Origin of the sequence: Micromonospora tarensis (genome assembly GCF_016803395.1) — a bacterium.
GTDB classification, from domain to species: Bacteria; Actinomycetota; Actinomycetes; order Mycobacteriales; family Micromonosporaceae; genus Micromonospora; species Micromonospora tarensis.
The window spans coordinates 17,359-38,362 of record NZ_JAEVHL010000004.1 but is presented as its reverse complement, the minus strand read 5'-3'; the positions used below and the strand labels follow the sequence as shown (position 1 = coordinate 38,362).

Annotated in this window: 12 protein-coding genes; 8 read left to right on the top strand and 4 right to left on the bottom strand. The window is 71.0% G+C overall.

What is annotated here, in order from left to right:
- The first annotated feature begins 242 nt into the window (after positions 1-242).
- Both JM949_RS01830 and JM949_RS01825 read left to right on the top strand, forming a co-directional pair.
- Positions 243-785 carry a GNAT family N-acetyltransferase gene (locus JM949_RS01830; RefSeq protein WP_309231956.1) on the top strand — a complete coding sequence of 181 codons (543 nt, stop codon included), beginning with the start codon at positions 243-245 and terminating at the stop codon, positions 783-785.
- Between the two features lie 6 nt (positions 786-791).
- A complete protein-coding gene (locus tag JM949_RS01825; RefSeq protein ID WP_203146715.1) occupies positions 792-3,551 on the top strand; it encodes an amino acid adenylation domain-containing protein in 2,760 nt (919 codons plus the stop codon).
- Positions 3,552-3,575: 24 nt separating this feature from the next.
- Here JM949_RS01825 and JM949_RS01820 read toward each other — a convergent pair whose 3' ends face one another.
- Genes JM949_RS01820 through JM949_RS01805 form a run of 4 tightly spaced genes read right to left on the bottom strand, consistent with a single transcriptional unit; the run spans position 3,576 to position 11,022 of the window.
- Positions 3,576-5,927: a condensation domain-containing protein gene (locus JM949_RS01820; RefSeq protein WP_203146714.1), complete on the bottom strand. Its 2,352-nt coding sequence runs from the start codon at positions 5,925-5,927 to the stop codon at positions 3,576-3,578.
- Between the two features lie 49 nt (positions 5,928-5,976).
- Positions 5,977-7,536, bottom strand: coding sequence for an AMP-binding protein (locus JM949_RS01815; protein ID WP_203146713.1), 1,560 nt, complete (start codon positions 7,534-7,536; stop codon positions 5,977-5,979).
- Between the two features lie 59 nt (positions 7,537-7,595).
- On the bottom strand, positions 7,596-10,757 hold the full coding sequence (locus tag JM949_RS01810; RefSeq protein ID WP_203146712.1) for a non-ribosomal peptide synthetase: 3,162 nt from the start codon (positions 10,755-10,757) through the stop codon (positions 7,596-7,598).
- Between the two features lie 4 nt (positions 10,758-10,761).
- The gene (locus JM949_RS01805) at positions 10,762-11,022 is read right to left on the bottom strand and encodes a phosphopantetheine-binding protein (RefSeq protein WP_203146711.1); all 261 of its coding nucleotides are present in this window, start codon (positions 11,020-11,022) and stop codon (positions 10,762-10,764) included.
- A 680-nt stretch (positions 11,023-11,702) separates the two neighbouring features.
- Between JM949_RS01805 and JM949_RS01800 the strand changes: the two genes are divergently transcribed.
- The 6 genes from JM949_RS01800 to JM949_RS38375 all read left to right on the top strand — a co-directional run bounded on the left by JM949_RS01800 (position 11,703) and on the right by JM949_RS38375 (position 20,991).
- The gene (locus JM949_RS01800; protein WP_203146710.1) at positions 11,703-12,992 is read left to right on the top strand and encodes a hypothetical protein; all 1,290 of its coding nucleotides are present in this window, start codon (positions 11,703-11,705) and stop codon (positions 12,990-12,992) included.
- Between the two features lie 159 nt (positions 12,993-13,151).
- Positions 13,152-13,910 (top strand): iron-containing redox enzyme family protein, encoded by a 759-nt coding sequence (locus JM949_RS01795; RefSeq protein WP_203146709.1) that lies wholly within the window; start codon positions 13,152-13,154, stop codon positions 13,908-13,910.
- Between the two features lie 56 nt (positions 13,911-13,966).
- A complete protein-coding gene (locus JM949_RS01790) occupies positions 13,967-16,018 on the top strand; it encodes an amino acid adenylation domain-containing protein (protein WP_203146708.1) in 2,052 nt (683 codons plus the stop codon).
- A gap of 68 nt (positions 16,019-16,086) precedes the next feature.
- Positions 16,087-17,403, top strand: coding sequence for a condensation domain-containing protein (locus tag JM949_RS01785; protein WP_203146707.1), 1,317 nt, complete (start codon positions 16,087-16,089; stop codon positions 17,401-17,403).
- Positions 17,400-19,217, top strand: coding sequence for an ABC transporter ATP-binding protein (locus tag JM949_RS01780; protein WP_203146706.1), 1,818 nt, complete (start codon positions 17,400-17,402; stop codon positions 19,215-19,217). Before JM949_RS01785 ends, JM949_RS01780 begins: the two co-directional genes overlap by 4 nt.
- Before the next feature lie 61 nt (positions 19,218-19,278).
- Positions 19,279-20,991 carry an ATP-binding cassette domain-containing protein gene (locus JM949_RS38375; RefSeq protein ID WP_203146705.1) on the top strand — a complete coding sequence of 571 codons (1,713 nt, stop codon included), beginning with the start codon at positions 19,279-19,281 and terminating at the stop codon, positions 20,989-20,991.
- Positions 20,992-21,004 lie beyond the last annotated feature (13 nt).

Below are 21,004 nucleotides of genomic sequence, written 5' to 3'. Positions count from 1 at the left end.
CTGGGCCGCAACCTGGCGAGGGCATCGGGCATGACTGACGCAGCATCGCTCCCCCGTGGATCGAGCTTTCGTTGCGGAGCCACTGTACCCGTTGGCGTTCACGGTTGTACATACGTCGATATCTGTGGTGGATCCGTCCGAATGCCCGCAGGTCTTTGTTCGGGCGTTGCCAGATCGGCTAGAGTCCTTTCTGGCATCGATCATGTTCGGAGGCTAATGTGGTGGTGATAGGTCCGTCCGCGGTGTCGTATCGGCTGGCCTCGGCAAGCGATGCCGAGCAGGTGGCGATGATTCACGCCGCGAGCTGGCGCCGCTTCTACCGGGGCGCGTACTCGGACGCCTTTCTCGACGGCGACGTGGAGTCCGACCGACGCGCGGTGTGGGCACGGCGGCTGGCCGCCGGTGGCGGTGGCAGCGCCACGATCATGGCGTACGTCGGCGCCGAGACCGCCGGTTTCGTGCACGTGGTCTTCGATGACGACGAGCAGTGGGGCGCTCTCGTCGACAACCTGCACGTGGTGCGCGACCACCAGCGGCGCGGGATCGGGGCCAGTCTGATCGCCAGTGCCGCCCGGGCCGTGCTGGAGCACGGCGCAGGCGTCTCGATGTACCTGTGGGTGCTGGAGCAGAACGTCGCGGCACAGGCCTTCTACACGGCGCAGGGCGGTCGCTCGGTCGAGCGCGCCATGGTCGATCCGCCCGGCGGTGATCCGGAGCGGCTCGCCGGCACGCCGGCCAAGCTGCGCTACGTCTGGCCGGACCTCCGCGACCGCTTCGGCAGCTGAACCGCCATGTCCGCCGCTGTCGCCCGCACCTACTTCGAAGTGGACATCCGGGACCTCGACGTCGACGCCTTCGCGGTGGCGTGGCGGCGGTTGGCGAGCCGGCACGCCCTGTCGCCTGCTGTCGTGTCCGCCGCCGCCGGTTCGGCGGGGCCGGCCACGGACACCACCGAGCCCGGCCCGGTCGTGCTCGACGTTCGGCAGGAGACCGAGGTCGAGCGGGATCGGCGGCTGGCCCAGGTCCGCGAGGAGCTGCTCGGCGAGCAGACGTACCCGGGGCCGGGTGCCGCGATCGAGGCGCGGGTCACGATGATGGCGGGCCGGCTCGCCCGGATCCACATCGTCGTCGACGACCGGACGATCGACGCCGACCGCACCGAGCGCCTCGGTCAGGAGCTGCGACGTCTGTACCTGACCGGGACATGTGACGGGGCACCGGGCGGGATCACGCCGCCCGGCGTGCCGGAGCCGCGCCGGCCGCACCGGCCAGGGCCGGACCCAGTTGGCTCCGGCCCCCAACTGCCCCTCGCCCGACCCCCGTTCCCGGCGCGCCCGGTGGCCGTACGGCGCCGGCACCGGATTGCCGGCGGGCTGTCGGACGCGCTGCTGGCTCAGGCGTCGCGGCTGGGCGTGTCGCCCCGGGCGCTGTTCGCCCAGGTGTTCGCAGAGGTGCTGGGTCTGTGGTGCACGCCGCCGAGCTTCGCGGTGAACCTGATCGAGGGGGCCGGGCCGGGCGACGGCCGGCGTGCCGCGGCGCTGCTGCTCGACGCCGATCCGACCACGTCGTTCGGGGCCCGGCTGGGGGAGCTGAACCGTCGGCTGCGCGGCGACGCCGCCCGGGGGCACGCGGGTGATGAGGTGGCCGACGGTGACCCGCCCGACACCCTGGGTGTGCAGTTCAGTTGTCGGGTGGGGGACGGGGTGACCCGCTCCGGCCTGTCCGGCTGGACTTTGGGCGGCGGTGTGGTCGGCTACGAGTGCCGGGTCGCCCCCGGGCTGCTACTCGGCTGTGACATCGCGGACGAGGACGGAGAGCTGGCGATAACCTGGGACACCGTCGACGCGGTACTCGTGCCGGATCTCGCCGAGGACATGATGGCGAGCTTCGTCGACGTGCTCACCCAACTCGCCGGGGCGGTCGCGGTCGACGGGGCAGACGCGATCGATGTTGCGGAGGTCGGCGTCGAGGTCCGCCTGCCCGCGCGGCAGGAGGCGGTCCGACGTCGGGTCAACGACACCGCGAAGCCGGTCGACGGGCAACTGCTGCACCAGATGTTCTGGGAACAGGCGCGGGTCGGGCCCGACCGACCGGCGGTGATCACAAGCGACCGCACTGTGAGCTACCGCGAGCTGGCCACGGCCGCGACGGTTCTGGCGGACCGGTTGCGCGACCTGGGTGTCCGGCCGAACGAGCTGGTGGCCATCGTCCTGGACAAGGGGTGGGAGCAGATCGTCGCGGCGCTGGGCATCCTCGAGTCCGGTGCCGCCTACGTGCCGGTGGATCCGGATCTGCCGCAGGAGCGTCTCCACCACCTGCTGCGACACGCCGACACGGCGATCGCCGTCACCGACGCCGGGCTCGCCGGCAGCCTGCCCTGGCCCCCGGCCGTCCAGGTGGTCACTGTCGACGCAGCGATGCTGGTCGGCGAGGTCGCGTCGGTGTCCCGGCGGGCGCAACAGATCACCGATCTGGCGTACGTGATCTACACGTCGGGCTCGACCGGGCAGCCCAAGGGAGTGATGATCGACCACCGCGGTGCGGTGAACACCGTGCTGGACATCAACGAGCGGTTCCAGGTCGGTCCCACCGATCGGGTGCTGGCCCTGACGCCGCTGAGCTTCGATCTGTCGGTCTACGACATCTTCGGTCCGCTCGCCGCCGGTGGCGCCCTGGTGATGCCCGACCCCGGCACCAGCCGGGCACCGTGGCACTGGGCGGAGCTGCTCCAGCGCCACGACGTCACGCTCTGGAACACGGTGCCCGCGCTGATGGAGATGCTCGTCGGATACGCGGTGGCCAGCCGAGCGCAGCTCCCGCCGTCGTTGCGACTGGCGATGCTGAGCGGCGACTGGATTCCGGTCACCCTGCCGGACCGCATCCGCGCGCTGGCGGGGCCGGGGATCGAACTGGTCAGCCTCGGCGGCGCGACAGAGGCGTCGATCTGGTCGATCCACCACGTCATCCGGGAGGTCGACCCTTCGCAACCCAGCATCCCGTACGGCAGGCCCCTGTCGAACCAGTGGTTCGAGGTGTTGGATGCTGGGCTGCGGCGGCGTCCGGACTGGGTGGCCGGTGACCTCCACGTCGGCGGAGTCGGCGTGGCGATGGGGTACTGGCGGGACGAGCAGACGACCCGGGCGGCGTTCATCTCGCACCCGGGCACCGGCGAGCGCCTGTACCGCCTGGGTGACCTGGCCCGATACCTGCCGGACGGGACGCTTGAGTTCCTCGGTCGCAGCGACTACCAGGTCAAGATCCATGGGCATCGGATCGAACTCGGCGAGATCGAGGCGGCGTTGCTCGCCCACGACGGGGTGGGTGCCGCCGTCGTCGTCGCCCAGGGCGCCGCGCAGAGCGGTAAACGCCTGGTGGCGTACGTGGTGACCGAGGCCGACCTGACCGAGCGGGACGTCCGCGAGCACCTGGCCGGCAAGCTGCCGCGACACATGGTCCCCGCGCAGGTCGTGTTCCTGGACGCGCTTCCGTTGACGTCGAACGGCAAGGTCGATCGGCGGGCGTTGCCAGCGCCCGACCCGCGCCGACGCTGACCAGTGGGTGACCCCCGGCGCTGCCTACAGCGCCGCGATCGCGTCGGCGACCTGGCTGGCGGGTACCCCACGAAGCACGCCGAAGTGGTCGCCGTCCACCCGGACGGTCCGTGGCGCGGGTCGCAGCCGGGCGGCCCACGCCCGGGTGTCGGCGGTGGTGAGTTCGGCGTCGACGAGCACCGCCGGCACGGTCACGGTGGCGGCGCTGGTGTACGCCGCTCCCGCAGTCGACTGCCGCCGGTACGCCGCCCACCTGTCGAACAGGACGTCGGCGGAGACGGCCTGCCCCTTGGCGCGCAGCCGGGCGGCGAGGGCGAGCAGGGTCAGCGGAACCTCGTCGCCAGACACGCGGGGCATCGCGCCGGCGACCCCGAGCGACGAACAGACCAACGTCACGAAATCGTGCAGCTCACACCGGGTGGCGTCGGCGCCGGTGGGGTAACCGATCGGCGCCGGAGAGTCGATCAGCACCAGGGCCGGAGCCGCGTCGCCGTACTGGACGAGCATCTCGTAGCCGATCAACCCACCGACCGACCATCCGCAGATGACGTCCGGGCGGGCCCCGGCGGCGTCCAGGTCGGTTCGGTACCGCCGCGCCATGGCGGGCACGGAGTCCAGCGGTTCGCGCTCCTGCGACCAGGTGACCCGCCAGCCGGCCGGAAGTGCGGCAATGATCTCCCGGAAGTCGTTCGGGGTGCCACCGGCGCCGCCGATCAGGTGCAGGTGCCGGTCACCGCCCTCCACCAGGGACACCAGCGTGCTCGGCGCCGATGTCGGCGGCTCGGCGCCCAGTAGCTGGTGGACCATCTGGCCGGCGGTGGGGGTCGCCACCCAGGCGGCCAGGTCGAGGCGCACGTCCGCCCGCTCCGCGAGTGCCGCGACGAACTGGACGGCGTTGAGCGAATGCCCGCCGCTCGCGAAGAAGTCCTCGTCGAGATCGTTCGGGGGATAGCCGAGCAGTTCGGCCCAGGCATCGGAGACCAGGCCGATGGCGGCCGACTCGGACAGGTCCGTGCGCGCCGACGGCTCGGCCACCGGGCTCGGGCGGCGTCGGCTGGACCGGGTCGACACCCGGATCGAGTGCAGAGCGGTTCCCGGGTCCTCGGCGAGCACCACGTCGAGGTCACGCAGCAGGGCCAGCATCGTCCGCTCGTCGTACCGCGCGGTGGCGTACTCCACCTCGGCGACCAGGCCGCCCCGGTCGTCCCAGTACGTCAGAGCGAGGTCGGTGCGGGCGGTCCGGCCGGGATTGGGCCGGATGGACAGTTCCGCAGTGCCCAGGCGCAGATCACTCACCGGCCCCAGATAGTTCAGCAGGATCGGGGGTGTGCCGCCGAGTTCGGTCTGGAGGGCGGCGGGGAGAGCGGCGAAGACGGTGGGATAGGGCACGGCCTGGTGCCCCATCATCTCCCACAGGTTGTCCCGGGCCCGGCAGACGGCGTCGGCGACGGTGTCCTCGGCGGTGACGAACGAGCGCGCCACGCAGGTGTTGGCCAGATATCCCACCAGTGCCTGGTCGCGTCGGCTCATCCGGTTGGCGACGACCACGCCCACCGTCACGTCCGGTCCGGCACCGCCGCGCGCCAGCACGATCTGAAGCGCGGCCAGCATGACCGAGAACGGTGTGGTGCCGGCCTGCCGGGCCAGTGTCGAGATCCCGTGGGTGGCCTGCGGACTGAAGTCGTACCGCAGCGTCGTGCCCTCCGAACCCACGCCGGCGTGCTGGTCGCGGTCGGGGCGTACGGTGACCGCCGACGCGCCGTCCAGCACCTTGCGCCAGTGGTCGAGGCTCGTGCGCCAGCGATCCTCCGGGTGGCCGCACGTCTGTTCCCGCGCGTACTCGGCGAAGCCTGGCGCCGCCGTGCCGAACTCGTGGCGGCTGCCCCGCGCGCGTGCCCCGTACGCCTGCGACAGATCGTCCAGGAGCAGGTTGAGCGCCCAGCCGTCGACGGCCGCGTGATGCCCGACGACCAGCAGCTCGTACCGGTCGGCCACCCGGACCACGACCAGGCGCACCAGCGGCGCGCGATCGAGCGGGATCTCCCGGCCGTGCACCTCCTCGGCGACGGCCTGAAACAGCACGTCGGGCGGTGTCTCGCCGGGGTCGTCGAACTCGATCACCTGCACGGACGCCTCGACCCGTGCCGGAATCACCAGCTCCAGCGCGTCGTCCCGACGGCGCAGCGACATCCGCAGTGCGTCGTGCCGGTCGGTGAGCTGCTGGTACGCCGCCTTCAGGGCGGCGACGTCGATCGGCTCGTACGCCGCCAGGCGCCAGGTGATGTTGTAGACGGCCCGGTCCCGCGCGCGCTGCCCGATCCACCAGAGAGCGTCCTGGAGCACTGTGGGACTGGTCGTGGTGGGCTGAGCGCTCATCTGCTCCTTCTTCCGGTCGGACGGGGATTCCGCGCGGATCAGCACCCGATCAGCGCGCGAGCTCCGCCGTCAGGCGTTTCCGGTCCACCTTCCCGACGGCTGTCACCGGGACCGAGTCGCGATGGTGGAACCGTCGGGGATGCATGTAGGCGGGCAGCGTGGCGAGAAGGTCGGCGAACTGTTCGGCGAACACCTCGTCGCCGGTGTGGACGGCGTGCAGCTCGACCTCGCCGTCGGACGCGGTGACCGCGACGACGACCATCGCCACCACGCCGGGGTGCCGACGCAGCACGGCCTCGATCTCGCCCAGCTCGATCCGGTGACCACGGATCTTGACCTGGTTGTCGATTCGGCCCAGGTGGACCAGTTCGCCGCCGTCGAACCGGCACCGGTCGCCGGTGCGGTAGTAGTCCTCCGCGACGAGCGCCCTGGTCCCGTCGTAGGTGCTGGCCACACCCCCGTCGACGGAGACGAACCGCTCTCGGCTCTGCTCCGGATCGAGGTAGCCGCCGAAGCGCTGCACACCGCGGACGCAGAGTTCGCCGTCGCGCTCCGACACCCGTTGCCGGTCGTCGACGAGCACCCAGTCCATGCCCGGGAACAACGCGCCGATCGGCACCGAACGGTTCGACGTCTCCGGCCAGGCCGTGCGATCCGCGGGCAGTTGGTAGTCGGTGACGAAGACCGTGATCTCCGTCGGGCCGTAGGTGTTGTGCACTGTGGCGTTCGGCGCGGCGGCGGAGAACGCCTCGGCCTGCTCGACGGTGAGCGTCTCGCCGCCGAACACCGCCCGGCGCACTGTCGGCATGCTTCCCGGCGCCAGCCCTCTGAGCTGCTTGGCGAAGGAGATGACGGAGGGCACCGACATCCAGTGCGTGAGCCGCCGCGCGTTGACGTACCGGACGGGTGTGAAGACCTCCGCGGCGGTCGGCACGCACAACGTGGCACCCGAGCCCCAGCTACCGAATATCTCCAGGAGCGAGGCGTCGAAGGACATCTCGAACATCTGGCTCACCCGGCAGCCGGGGCCGAGCGCGTACCTGTCAATGACGTGCGACAGGTAGGCGTGGATGCTCCGGTTGACGATCGGAACGCCCTTGGGCCGCCCGGTCGTGCCGCTGGTGAAGATGATGTACGCGATGCCGTCGTCGTCGCCGACGGAGACGGCCGGGGTGCCGGCGGCCTCCGGCCGGCTCCCCGCCTCGCGGAGGTCGTACCCGGACAGGTCCAGCAGCGCCCGGTCGGCACCCTTGCGGAAGTCCGCCGCGCCCGCCCCCGATGTCTCGTCGAGGACGGTCAGGGTGACGCCGGCCTCGCGGGTGATGTCGAGATTGCGCACGGCCGGCGCGTTCGGGTTGAGCGGCACCACCACCGCGCCGAGCCGCAGGGCGGCGAGGTAGGCGACGTAGCCGACGGCGCCGCGCGAGGTCAGCAGCCCCACCCTCGCCGGCACGCCGTCCGCCGCCCGACACATCCGGTGGGCCACGTCGGCGGCCACCGCGTCGAGCCGGGCGTACGTCAACGCGAGATCTCCGACCTCCAGCGCCACCTGGTCGGGGTTCGCGGCGACCGAGGCGGCGAACCAACCGTAGAGCGTACGCGTCGTCATTACCGGATCCCTTCGACAGCGGGGAGAGGCCGAGGCGGGGTCGCGCCAGGATCAGCGGGTCACGTCCTCGCCGTCGCGCCCCGGGCGCGGACGAGGTCGGCGAGCGCGGCCACGGTCGGGTTACGGAAGAACGTGGCGACGTCGACTGTCACACCGAAGCGATGCTGTATCTCGGCGAACGCCACGAACGCGTTGAGCGAGTGAGCGCCGCAGTCCAGCAGCGACACGTCGGCGGGAATCGTGTCGACCTCGAGGATGTCCGCCCAGAGCGCGGCCAGTTCCCGTTGCGTCTCGTCGGCGTACGTCGGCACGCGGTCGGGTCGGTCGGCGGTCGCCTGGGCGACGAGCCCGTCGGCGCGGGCGGCCAGCGCCGCCCGGTCGGTCTTGCCCGTGCCCGACGTCGGCACGTAGCTCAGGTCGAAGATCCAGGCCGGCATCATGTACCCGGGAAGCGCGGCGGCGAGCTGGGCCCGCACCGCCGCGTGGTCGACCCGCCGGCCGTCCTCCGGGTGCACGAACAGGACAAGTTCCACGTCACTGCCGGCGGGCCGGGCGACGGCGACCGCCTCCCGCACGTCCGCGACGCCGTTGGCCACCGTCTCGATCTCGCCCAGCTCCACCCGGTGGCCGCGCACCTTGACCTGCGTGTCGCGCCGCCCGAGGTAGACGAGGACGCCGTCCTCGTCGCGCGCCACCAGGTCGCCGGTGCGGTACATCCGGGCGTCCGCCGTGCCGGCGAACCGGTCGGGGAGGAAGGCCGCGGCGGTCCGCTCGGGGTCGTTGAGGTAGCCCTCGGCGAGGCAGTCGCCGCCGAGATACAGCTCGCCGGGCACGCCGGGCGGTGCGAGATGCCCGGTCTGGTCGACCACGTAGGCGACGACGCCGGGCATCGGCCGCCCGATGGGCACATGGCTGGGCCAGCGCCGTGCGTCGCCCGTCAGGTGATGAACGGTGACCGCGTTGGTCTCGGTCGGCCCGTAGAGATTGACCAGCGCGCAGTCGGTCAACCCGGTGAAGAACCGTCGGATGTCGTCGTCGAGCACGAGCTGCTGCCCGGAGACGCAGACGTAGCGCAGGTGCGGTAGCGACGCCCGCAGGCCGAGGGCGGAGAGCGCGAACGGACGGAGCCCCGCCGCCGGCAGGAAGAGGTGGGTCACCCGGGTGTCGGCGACCCGCCTGACCAGTGCGGGGAAGTCGCGGCGGTCGGCCGGTTCCCGCGAGACGACGGTGCCGCCCGACGCCAGGGTCGGCAGGATCTCCTGGTAGCAGACGTCGAAGCTCATCGGGGCGTACTGGAAGAAGCGGGTGTTCTCGTCCTGCCGCAGCGCGTCGAGCTGCCACGTCGCCAGGTTGATCAGTGGCCGCTGGCCCATCAGCACGCCCTTGGGCACGCCGGTGGAGCCGGACGTGAACATGACGTAGGCCGGATGGGCCTCGGCGTCCGTCGGGATCGTCTGTGGCCCGTCGGCGACGAACTCCGTCGGGTCCACCGTGCGAACCCCCGGCACGTCGATCCCCTTGCCGACCACGATCCGGCAGCGGGCGATCCGCGCCATCGTCGCGAGTCGTTCCTCCGGTAGGGCCGGATCCAGCGAGACGAAGGCGGCGCCGCAGCGGAGAATTCCCAGGACGGCGACGATGGTGTCGCACAACCCGTCGGTGGCGACAGCCACCACGTCGCCGGCGGTGACTCCCGAGCGACGCAGGCCGGCCGCGACGCGTCCGGCGGCCGCGACCAGCTCCTGGTAGGTGAGTTGCTTGCCCTCCTCCGCCAGGGCCACCGCGCCGGGCTGCCGGCGTGCCGTGGCCATCACCCACTCCTGGAGCGTGCGGTGCTCCGCCGGGCGGACGTGCGCCGGTGGCGGCGCGGCCGGCGGTGGGAAGTCCACGAAGAGGTCGGCGAGCGGTCGGGTCCGGTCCTCCGCCGCCCGGTTCAGCGCGGTGCGCAGTGAGTGCAGGATGCCCTCGGCCACCGTCGGCGCGAGCAGGGCCGTGTCGTACTCCAGCTCCAGCAGCCAGGTGCGGCCGTCGACCCGGGTGGCGCCGAGCCACAGGTCGAACTTCGCCCACCCGTTGGCGGGCTCCCGTACCGCCGTCACCGCGCCGCCGGTGGCCTGCTCATGGGTGTCCTGCATCGCCAGCATGCAGCCGAACAGCGGGTTCCGGCTGCCGGGCCGGTCCGGCTGGACCTCCGCCACGACCTGGTTGAACGTCACGTGTGCCGAGGATCGGCAGAAATCGACAGCCGCGCGCACCGAGGTGCCGAGGAACTCCGCCACGGTGCTCTGCCACGTCACGTCCACGGTGATGGGCAGGGTGTTGACGAAGTAGCCGCAGAGATCGAACGCACCCACCGTGCGCCGGGCGCTGAACGGGCTGCCGATCAACACCGTCGGCACCCCACCGTGTCGGGCGACTACCGCACCGAAGACCCCGGTGAGCAGGACGAACGGGCTGACCGCGAGGGCGCGGCAGGTTTCCTCGAAGGCGGTGGTCTCCCGGTCGTCGAGGGTCCACGCGATCCGCTCGCCCCGGTAGCCGGGCTCGGTCGGCCGGTGTGGGCGCGGTGACAGCACCAGCGGCGGCACCGCACGCAGGCGCTCCGCCCACGTCTTCACCAGCGGGAGCACCCGGTCCGGAGCACTGGCGCGTTGCTGCGCGGTGAGTTCCCGCAGCAGCGCCTGCTCCCGCTCCGTCCGCAGCGCCTCAGGTGCCGTACGGGGGCGGTCGCCGGCGAGCGCCGCCTCGAGATCGCGGACCAGCGGACCGAGTGACAGGCCGTCACAGACGACGTGGTGCAGGCAGAGCAGGATCCGCGCGCCGGTGCCGTCGCGGGTGCTGAGGTGGCCGAACCGGTACGCGGGCCCCACCGTCAGCTCGATGGGCTGCCTGGCGAGACGCTCCACGAGCGCGCCGGTCGCGCGCTCGTACTCCGCCGTCTCCACCACGACCCGCTCGATTGGCAGGTCCGCCGGCGATGGCGGGTCCGCGAGACGCGCACCCAGCTCCGGCCGCAGCTGGAAGATCTGACGCAACGCCGGCTGTACGGCGACCACCTCGGCGAGCGCGTTCCGGATGTGCTCGAACGGGAGCGCGGGTGCCACGTCGAGCTGGATGATCTGGTTGTAGATCTCGCGGCGCGGCAGCCAGCTGTCGATGACCAGGAGGCCCTTCTGCGACTCGGTGATCGGCAGCGCGGGCGGTTGCGACGGGTGTGGCATGCCGCTACCTCCCGTCGCTCGGCGCGCCACCGCTCGACGGTGTCGAGGCGAGCTGGTGCAGCCACGCCTTCAGGTCACCGACCGAGCGGATCTCCACGAGTCGCGCGGCGTCGATCTCCGCGTCCTCCGTCCCGGCGAACCGCACGGCGAGACGCAGCAGGGACAGCGAGTCGATCCCGGCCTCCGGCAGCAGGGTGGTGTCGTCGAAGGACCCGATGGCGTACGTGGCGATCGCGGCATCGAAATCGGCGAGCGTGGATGACATGGCTGGGCGTCCTTCACGTCAGATGGGCGGCGCGCAGAAGGGCCTGAGGGTCGCCGCTGGAGGATTGCCCGAGCACCGTCGGTCGCGTCACCCGGGCGCTGGCGCCCGTCTTCGTCACGACGACAAGGATCGCCGGCACGCGTGATCGCATAGTCGCCGGTCACGCCGACGTCATCAGATGCTTTACCCCCGTTGGTCGACCGCCGACCACCGCCGCGCGTGACTGCGGTCGGCCGCCGACGAGCCTATACGGTATCCACACACTCGCCAAGAGGTTGTGGTCGATGTCCTTTGTCGACGAAAGCGCTCACTGCGTGTCGTGTAATGCGGTGAGAAAGCTGACCTGTGGTAACAGTGGAGGGCTGTGAAAGGCGTGGCCAGCGGGCCTTTCCACCACCTGGGACAGCGGCCTGAAGGCATCGACGCCCTTGCGCATGCCCGGTGTCGCTCATATCATCAGGCCTAGCTCAGCCGTCCGAGCGGCGGTGCGGAAACGGGGTGTGATAACCCGCGCTCGGCACTCGACCCCACGCAGCTCACACATTAGCCGTTCTTCAATGATGAAGATCGGATCTGGGTGCGCGTGGTGGCGCCGCGATCGACTTCTTGATCAGAAATGGTCCTGTTCACAAAACCAAGGACCATACGTAGCTTTCTGTTTGGCCTACACGGGGGAAACAATGACTTCGTACAAGGCCGGCCGTGTCTCAGAGGTGAACGACGCGAGCACGATGCGCCGGTTCGTCGCCTCGGCACCCGACTCCAACTGCGTGGACGGCGTCTTCGACGCGTGCCTGCGCCCGATCGTGTACAGCCGGCACCACTGGCTGCTGTTCAAGGGCGAGTACCGGGTCAGGGCGGAACTGCGCGCGGTGTACGAGTCGTGCCGCCAGCGGCCGCCGGAAGAGTGGGACGACGACGAGGCCGATCTGATACTCGCCCTGTTCGCGCTGGACATGTCCTCGGTGGGGCTCGACGAGCTGCGGGAACACGCGAGTTCGGCCGCGGTCCGGTCGACGCTGCTGGAGCGGCACGCCCTCTACGCGGGTGTCCTCGAACCGACGGAGGTGCCGCCCGACGGCCTGCTCGACCTGGCCCGACGCCTGGCCGAGATGCGGCCACTGGTCGAGCGCTCGCACGTCCCGTACTCCGTCATCGACGGGCGCGCGTGGTACCGCACGGAGGGGCTCATCCGGCGCGACGACCTCGACGTCAGCGAACTGGCCGCCCCCGTGTCGGACGTACTCGACTCCCTCTTCGACAGTCCCGGCGACGGACTCGGCGCGTCCGAGCGGCTCGTCGCCACCACCCGCGCCGCGGTCGCCGCCGACGGCGACAGCGCCGTCGTGGTGCGGGCGATCATGTACGCGGCGCTGCTGGATCCGGTCCTGCGTGCCGATCACGTGACGCTGACCTGCCCGGTCGGCGACATGCTCGACAAACCGGCGGAGATGACCACGAGTGCGGCGTTCTTCACCGAGACGCAGGTGCGTGACGGCGTCGATCTCGGTAACTACGCCGAGCGGCTTGGTCACGAATCCGTGGACCAGATGCAACGGACGATCAGGGCTCGCATGCTGAAGCTCAAGCGCGGCGCGATTCGCGGACTGTACGGTCCCGGCTGCATGCAGGGCAGGTTCGTCGAGAAGCACGGCGGGCACATGCTCTTCCTCAACGAGGACGCCCACTACCGGGGCCACCAGAGCATCGGCTGCCACAGCGGTGGTCGTGCCTCCTTCGCCCTGCGCTACCGCGCCGGCCAGGAGGAACAGGCGCTCACGCCCATGGTCGGGGACTTCCGCGTGGTGCGGATGAGCCAGGACGAGAGCGACATCTTCACGGTGGAGGAGCTTCGCCACACCATCCGGTACGGCGAATGGATCCGCACGGTGGTGGAGGAGACCTACCGGCTCGGCGCCGTCGTGCGGCTCGACGACCCGACGCTCACCCGCACCGCCGTGCCGGCGTAGCGAGTGGTTCGCCCGTTGTGCGCGGAGATGCGCACGCGACAGATTCAGGCTGACGAGCCGGGTTCGGCCTGCGTCCGCGAAGAGGCGGGCGCCGTCGATGGCCGATTCCGGCCCAACGTACCCCGTTCCCAACCCGTCCCACCCACGGCAGGAGATGAAGTGACCGCAGTACTGGAGCCCGCCACCAAGCTCAGCTACGACGACGCACACGGCCGGCTGCTCGCGCTGGCGCGTGGCTCCGCGGAGCACCCGGCGCTGAAGAATCCGTTCTACCAGCTCTGGATGGCCGAGCAGCTCTCCGCGGACGAGGTCGAGTTGGTGGCCAGGAACTTCTACGAGCGGGTCCGGCGGACGCCGATCCGCATCGCGCTCGCGTTCCTCAACATGACCGACGTCAGGGCTCGTGCCGAGACCGTCGAGAACCTCTACGACGAGATGGGCAACGGCAACTCGTCCAAGGTCCACTCCGTGCTGCTGCGTGACTTCCTGCAGAAGTTGCTGGGCCGCATGCGCGGGCAGGAAGTCGACCTGCACAACGTGGACGCCCCGCTGCTGCCGTCGACCGCCCGTCTCATCTCGGAGGGGGAGAAGCTCTTCGCCAGCCCGTACCCGCAGGAGGTGTGCGGTGCCCTGCTGGCTCAGGAATGGCACGCCTACCCGCAGCTCGTCTACCTGTACGAGGGCTTCCGGAACTACCGGCAGCACTTCGAGCTGGAGGAGTTCCACGAGGACTGCGAGTTCTTCTACCTGCACATCGGCGCGACCGAGAAGGAGCACAAGATCCACTCGCTGTCGACCGCGGCCAAGGCGTGCGCGTCCGTCGAGGACATCGAGCACATCGAGCGAGGATTCACCAGTTACCTCGACCTGCTCGCCGAGAACTGGACCGAGATCCACAGCAAGCTGCGGCCAAGCTGAGCGTCCACCCCCGGCTGGTGACGTGATGCTCGTGGCCCACTGCAGAAGCGAGTGAGATGGCACTCTGGGATGGCTATGACGAGACGCTCTTCGAGGTCGTCGGCAATTCCGAGGGACAGTTGTCCCTCTGGCCCCGGGAGCGGCAACGTCCAGGCGGATGGGATCCGGTGGGCTTCGCCGGCTCGCGACGCGAGTGCCTGGACGCGATCAGGACAACGTGGCGGGAGGGGGCCGGCGGTCGGGTGGCCGGCCCCCGGCTACCGCGCGACGGACGGCCCGACCGTCCGGCGGTAGCACTCGACGCGGGCGCGTCCCACGCGAGCGGGCCCGACCGGCCGGTCGCGGACCTGTCGATCACTGCGCTGATCCGGTCCCGGGCGCTCGCGCCGGACGCAGCCGCGGTGATCGACGGTGCCCGCGTCCTGACCCGGGCCGAGGTGCTGGATACCAGCGAGCGGTGGGCCCGGGTGCTGGTGGAGGCGGGCTGTGCCCGGGAGGCTCCGGTCGCGGTGGTGTTGCCCCGGGGCGCGGACGCGTTACTGGCGATCCTGGCCGTGCTCGACGCCGGTGGCGCATACGTGCCGATCTCCGCCGACGCGGCTGCGGACCAGATCGAGGCCATCATCAAGGACTGCGGCGCGCCGATCGTCATCACGGCCGACCGGCTCCTCGGGCAGCTCTCCCCGGTCGCCGACGTTGTTCTGACGCCGTCGACGATCGCCTCCCGCGCCGCGGCTGCGGAGGCCACCCCGCAGCCGGCCACCGGCCGGGACCTGGCGTACATCTTCTACACCTCGGGCACGACGGGCGCGCCGAAGGGCGTCGAGGGCACCCACCGGCAGCTCGTCAACTACGCCCTCTGGTGCCGGGAGGCATTCGCTCACCGCCCGGACGAGGTGACGTTCCTCAGTGCCTCCCTGTTCTTCCTCGGCTCGCTGACGACGATCTTCACGCCACTGGTGTCGGGCTGGCCGATCGTCGTCGTCCCCGACGGCGCGTCGACCGACACCCTGGCCGACGTCGCCCGGCAGACCTCGGGCGGGCTGCTGAAGCTGACCCCCACCCACATCCGGATGCTGATGGCTCGGGGTGTCCCGGCGGGCGGCCTGGCACGCCAGCTGATGGTCGGCAGTGAACCGCTCACCTTCAGCCGGGAGATCAAACAGTGGATGGGTGCCGACCCGCAGCGCGTGGTGGTCAACCACTACGGCCTGACCGAGACGCACGGCTGCTTCTGCCACTGGCTGACCGGCACCGAGGAGGTCGGCCGCAACGTGCCGATCGGCCGGCCGGTCGACAATCTCGACGCCTACATTGTGGACCGCGACTTCGTGCCGGTGCCGGTGGGGGAGGTTGGGGAACTGCTGGTCGGCGGTCCGTCCATCGCCCGTGGCTACCGTGGCCAGCCCGACCTGACCGCCGAGCGCTGGGTGCCCCACCCGTGGCGTGCCGACGGTGCCCGCCTGCTGCGGACAGGTGACCTCGCCAGGATCGACGCCGAAGGCGTGGTGACGTTGCTCGGCCGGGCCGACCGTCAGGTCAAGATTCGCGGGCATCGGGTGGAGCCGGCGGCACTGGAGGAGGCGTTGCGCACCATTGTCGGGGTCAAGGAGGCGCTGGTGCTGCCCAGGCTCGCCGACGGCAGGGCGAGGCTGGACGCGTACCTGCTGCCCGAGGAGGGGGCACGCGTCGAGCCCGTGGCCGTGCGGGACGCGCTGCGGCGGAAGTTCCCGCCGCAGTGGATTCCGGCTCGGATGATGGTCATGGCCGAGTTTCCGGTGAACGCCAACGGGAAGGTCGACACGCGGTCCCTCCCGGAGCCGCCGCCGGTCGGTGAGGCGACGGATGCCGCGGCCAGCGGCCGGTGGAGCAGAGCCGACCGCGCGGTGGCCGACGCGTTCTGTGAGGTCCTGAAGATAGACGACATCGGGCTCACGGACAGCTTCTACGACCTCGGCGGGGACTCGCAGACAGCGGTGGAGGTGGCCGCCCGGTTGGGACAGCAGCTGGGCCGACAGGTCCCGCCGCCGTCCGGGGAGGCCGCGACCGTTCGGGCGTACGCCCAGCTGGTCAACTCACCCGCGGCGGCCGGGGCAGCGGCGCCGTGACGCGGCCTCCCACCGGAATCACGCTGGCGGCCACGCCGCCACTGTCGGCGGGACGGACAGTGGCTCCGTTGTCCTTCGGACAGTTGTCCGTCTACCGGGTGATGCAGACCCTCCCGCTCGACCGCTGGGCGGAGACCTACCTGGTGAGCCTGGTGCCGATCCCGGCCGCCCGCACCGACGACGACATCGTCGCGGCGCTGACCGTGGTGGCCCAGCGGCACGAGTCGCTGCGCAGCCGCTTTCTCGACGGTCCGCGCGGGCCGGGTCAGGTCGTCTCGCCGACCTGGCATCCGGAACTGGTCCATGTCGAACTGCCCGGCGGCGGGGCGGAGGAGGCCACGACGGCGATCCGGGACACCTGTCGGCGGCCCTTCGACTGGGACGCGGGGGCCTGCTGGCGCGCGGTCGTGATCACCGACGGGGGACGGCCGGTAGTCCTCGGCCTCATCGTCGACCACATCGTCTCCGACGGCTGGGGGCTGCGGCGGGTCGCCGCGGAACTCCGGGCGCTGCTCGGCTCCGGAAGCGACAGAGACGAGGAACTGCTCGCCGCCGCGCCGCCCCAGCCGCAGCAGTTGGCCGACTTCCAGCGCTCGGATGAGTGGCGACGCAGGCGCGACGCCACGACGAGATACTGGGACGGGTTGCTGCGGGACCTGCCCGCCGACGTCTTTCCCTGGTCGACGGAGGCCGGGAGCGTGGGTCGGCTCGGTGTCGTGCTGCGCTCGGCCCGCGCGCGGTACGCCCTCGGCGTGGCCGCCCACCGACTGGGGGCCTCACCGCACAACGTGCTCCTGTCCCTGTACGCCATCGCCGCCCGGGAGATGCTGGGCCTACCCGACCTGGCGCTGACCCTGCAGGCCGGCAATCGGAGTCTGCCGCGCTGGCAGGGGATCGTGAGTTCGATGAACCAGTACGCCCCGGTGCCCGTGGTCGGTGCACCGGTCGGCGGTGACTTCGCACGCCTGACGGAGACGGTAAGCAAAATGAGCCTCCGCGCCTACTGGCACGGGATGTACGACCTCGACAGCGTCCGCGAGCAGGTCTTCCGGGCCCGTGGAGTCGAGTTGGACTTCGACTGCTTCTTCAACTGGCAGGCATTCGACGTGCGCCAGGACGCCGGAACCGGCCCACCGCCGGACGAACGCCAGGCCGTGGTGGAACGGGTCCACCCGAGTCGACAGGTGGGGCCGCGACTCGACCTGAAGGTCCAGGGCGGTGACGGATTGTCGATCACGGTTCGGGTCGATCCGTCCCTGCTGTCGGCGGAGCGCCTCGATCACCTGGTGCGGTGGTTCGATCACGAACTCTGGACGATCGCCACCTCGACCGAGTGCGACACCGAGCAGATGACGCGACGCTGCGCTCGGGCGGTACGCGGATGAGGCTGGGCTGGCTGAAGGAACTCTGGCGCGACCGGGTCGCCCTCCTCCGCCTGCTCAAGCCCGTGGGCGGCGTCGCGATGACCGGTCTGCTGGCGACGCACCTGGTCGTCGCGGTGGCACCGCCGGGTGTCGCGTTGGCGACCGGTTGGCTGGTCCGGGAGGCCGATGTCGGCTGGTCGCTGGCCGGGCTGCTGGCCCCGCTGTGCGTGATCGCCGTCCTCATCCTGCTGAGTCAGGTGGGGGAGGCGCTGCGCGAGCCACTGGAACTGCTCGCGTCGCGTCGCGTCGACGGTCGCTTCCGGGCCCGGATCCGGGCCCGGGTCGCGGCCACGCCCGGCATCCGCTACCTGGAGGACAACGAGTACGTGGTGGCCGTCGGGCGCGCCTCCGAACTCGGCGGCTGGCGCGAACGCACCCCCGGTACGGCGGCGACCGGTCAGCTCACGGTCCTCAGCCGGATGTTCAGCGCGTTGGCCTCGGCCGCCGTGATCGCCGGGTACTCGCCGCTGCTGGCGGTCGGGGTGCTGGCGATGATCCTGGTGATGCGGTCGATCATCAGGCGGCAGTGGATCCACCTCAACGTCCTGTGGGACGTCTGGACCGACGACCGGCTCCGGATGGACTACTGGTCGAGCACGCTGACCGGGTTGGATACCTCGAAGGAGGTCCGGCTCTTCGGGCTGGCGCGGTGGCTGGCCGACCGACGACAGGACCAGGCGCTGGGCTGGATCACCGAGCTGTGGCGCGAGCGCCGCCGGATCCTCCGCGCCCAGGGCTGGACGTTCCTGCTCGCGGCGGTGAGCGGGTTCGCCGCGTTCTACGTGCCGGCCGCCGCCGTCCAGTCCGGCTCGATGACGGTCGCCGACCTGATCACGGTGGTCGTGGCCGCCTGGGGGGTGTTCGCCATCGGCAACATGGGCTGGGAGGCCTTCGACATCGAGCACGGCAAGGGGGCGTTACGCGCGTACGCCCGGCTGGCGGTCAGCGAGGCCGACCGCGGTCGGCGCGAGCTGCCGGTGTCGGCGACCCCGGCGAGCCTTCGGTTCCAGGGGCTGTCGCACCGCTATCCGGGTGCCACCCGTCCGGTGCTCGACCGACTGGACCTGAACGTCGGCTCCGGCGAGGTGCTGGCGGTGGTCGGCCGTAACGGCGCGGGTAAGACCACTCTGGTCAAGGTGCTCGCGGGTCTGTACAAACCCACGGCGGGCCGCATCACCGCCGACGGCGTCGACCTGGCCGAAGTCGACCCGGACCACTGGCGCCGTCACATCACAGCGGTCTTCCAGGACTTCGTCCGGTATCCGGGCACCGTACGCGAGAACATCGTTCTCGGCGCGCCGGAGGTGCCGCCGGACGACGAGGCGATCCGAGCGGCCCTGGAACTCGCCGGAGGCGGTGCTCTCCTGGCCCGGCTCCCCGCAGGGCTCGACTCGCTGCTGGCTCGGGACTACACCGGAGGCATCGACCTGTCGGGCGGCGAGTGGCAGACCATCGCCATCGGCCGGGCGCTCTACGCGGTGCGGCACGGCCGGCGCGTGCTCGTCCTCGACGAGCCGACCGCCCATCTCGACGTACGCGCGGAGGCCGACTTCTACGGCCGGGTCATCGGCGCGGTCACCGACGCGACGATCATCCTCATCTCGCACCGACTCTCGACGGTGCGCCGGGCCGATCGCATCGTCTTCCTGGAGGCCGGGCGCATCGTCGAGCAGGGCACCCACGATGAGCTGGTCGCCGGTTCGGGCCGGTACGCGCAGCTCTACGAGTTGCAGGCGCGCAGGTTCCGGTCGCCTCGGGACCCGGTGACGTCATGACGGCCAAGATCCGGGTGCTCCGTCACCTGATGCGGATCGCCGTGCGCGCGACCGGCGCGTGGTGTTCCTCATTCTCGCCCTGGCCGGGGTGAACGCCGCCTCCATCGCGACCACCGGGGCGAGCCTTCGCTGGCTGGTCGACAGCGCGCGGGTGGGGCTGCTGCCCACCATCGCGCTGGCCGCGTGCCTCGGTGCGCTGGCCTACGCCGTCGTCGCCACCGCGCAGCGGGTCCAGCACAACCTCCAGGTCGACCTGACCGAGCGGGTCGACATCGTGATCAGTCAGGAGATCCTCACCACGGTCGCCTCGATACCGACGGTGAGCCATCTGGAACGGCCGCAGGACGTGGACCGGATCAGCCAACTGGAGCGGAACACCGAGTCGTTGGCCGGGGTCTGCTGGACGGCGCTCGGCACGTTCACCTCGTTCGTGAGCCTGGCACTCAGCGTGCTGCTGCTGTATCTCGTGCATCCGGCGCTGACGCTGCTCGCCGTGCTCGCCGCGCCGCCGCTGCTGTTGTCCCGCTACGCGACCCGCCGCATCTCCCAGGCCAAGGACCGCACCGCCGCGACAGTGCGCAAGGAGAAGAACCTGCACGAGCTGTGCACCACCGCCGGTCCCGCTAAGGAGCTGCGGATCTCCGGGGCCGTACCCGTGGTGAGCCGGGCGGCCGACGCGAGTTGGGAGGCGACCACCCGGGTACTCGTCGCGGCCCGGGTCCGGGCCGCGGCGGCGCACGCCGCCGGGTGGGTGTGTTTCGGAGCCGGGCACGTCGGGGCGCTGGCCCTGGTCGTCCACCTGCTCGGCCAGGGCAGGGGAACCGTCGGTGGGCTCATCCTGGTCGCCAGCCTCGCCAGCTACCTGCGGGTCCAACTGACCGCGACGGTCTCCGGCGTCGGTCAGGTCGCCGAAGCCAACCACGCGCTGGAGCAGTACCTGTGGCTGGCGGACCACGCCGAACGGCAACGCCGGTCCGGCGGTGCCGCGCCGCCCGCCCAGCTCACGAACGGCCTGCGCCTGCGCGGTGTCTCGTTCCGCTATCCGGGCGCCGGTACCGAACTGCTCGCCGACATCGACCTGGACCTGAAGGCCGGTTCGGTCGTGGCGCTCGTCGGCATGAACGGCGCCGGCAAGACCACCCTCGTCAAACTCCTGATGGGCATGTACCGGCCGAGCCGGGGCGCGATCCTGGTCGACGACACACCGCTTGCGGACATCGACCCGGTCGCCTGGAGCAGCGAGCTCACCGGGGCCTTCCAGGACTACGCCAAGCTCGAGACCCGGGTGCGGGAGACCGTTGGGGTCGGCGACCTGCGTCGCGTGTCGGACCGGACGGCGGTGCAGACGGCGGTGGCGGAGGCGGGTGCGACGGCCCTGGTGGAACAGTTGCCCGATGGGCTGGAGACGCAGCTCGGCACGTTGTTCAACGGCACCCAGCTCTCCCACGGGCAGTGGCAGAAGCTGGCGCTCGGTCGTGCCCTGATGAGGCGGACGCCGCTGCTGGCGGTGCTGGACGAGCCGACCGCCGCGCTGGATCCACAGGCGGAGAACGACCTGTACGAGCAGTTCGTGGGCGCCGCGCGGGTCGCTCGACAGGTGCGGGGCGGGATCGTCCTGCTGGTCTCGCACCGGTTCTCGACGGTGAGCATGGCGGACCACATCGTCGTGCTCTCCGGCGGCACTGTCATCGAGCAGGGCAGCCACCGCGAGCTCATGGCGCTGGACGGTGAGTACGCCGAACTCTACGAAGCACATGCCCGCGGCTACGTCTGACGTCGGATCGGAA